We start from the raw sequence: 429 nt of genomic DNA on the forward strand, positions 1-429 counted from the left end.
CTATTTATATTTAATAGAATATTAAAAGAATATTAAACGCGGTAAGAATATAAATAAAATCTCAATAAAATCAAATCACAGATTTGTGCGAAATCCCTGCTATTTTCATTCAACCGCTACAAGATCAACAATTCCATGAGCTTGGGCTTCTGTTGCTGACATAAAAACATCCCTTTCCATATCTTCGGATACAACCCATAWRGGTTTGCCCGTTCTTTGTACATAAACCCTTGTGATGGTTTCGCGWAGTTTMAGTARTTCTTCCGCTTCCARGATAAATTCTCCCGTTTGTGCCTCATAAAAMGARCTAGCGGGTTGATGGATCATTACCCTGATGATAAATAAATGGTTCCTCTATCTTGCATGATGAGGTGAAAACAAAAGAATAAAATAAAAAGAAAAAAAAAAGATAGAATTGAACAACCGTAC

Annotated in this window: 1 protein-coding gene; it reads right to left on the reverse strand. The window is 34.2% G+C overall.

Annotation, left to right across the window (positions count from 1 at the left end; genetic code table 11):
* Positions 1-105: 105 nt before the first annotated feature.
* The gene (locus DLK05_RS19125; RefSeq protein ID WP_209319951.1) at positions 106-327 is read right to left on the reverse strand and encodes an ATP-dependent Clp protease proteolytic subunit; all 222 of its coding nucleotides are present in this window, start codon (positions 325-327) and stop codon (positions 106-108) included.
* Positions 328-429 lie beyond the last annotated feature (102 nt).

The sequence above is a fragment of the Ancylomarina longa genome (assembly GCF_003996985.1).
GTDB lineage: Bacteria > Bacteroidota > Bacteroidia > Bacteroidales > Marinifilaceae > Ancylomarina_A > Ancylomarina_A longa.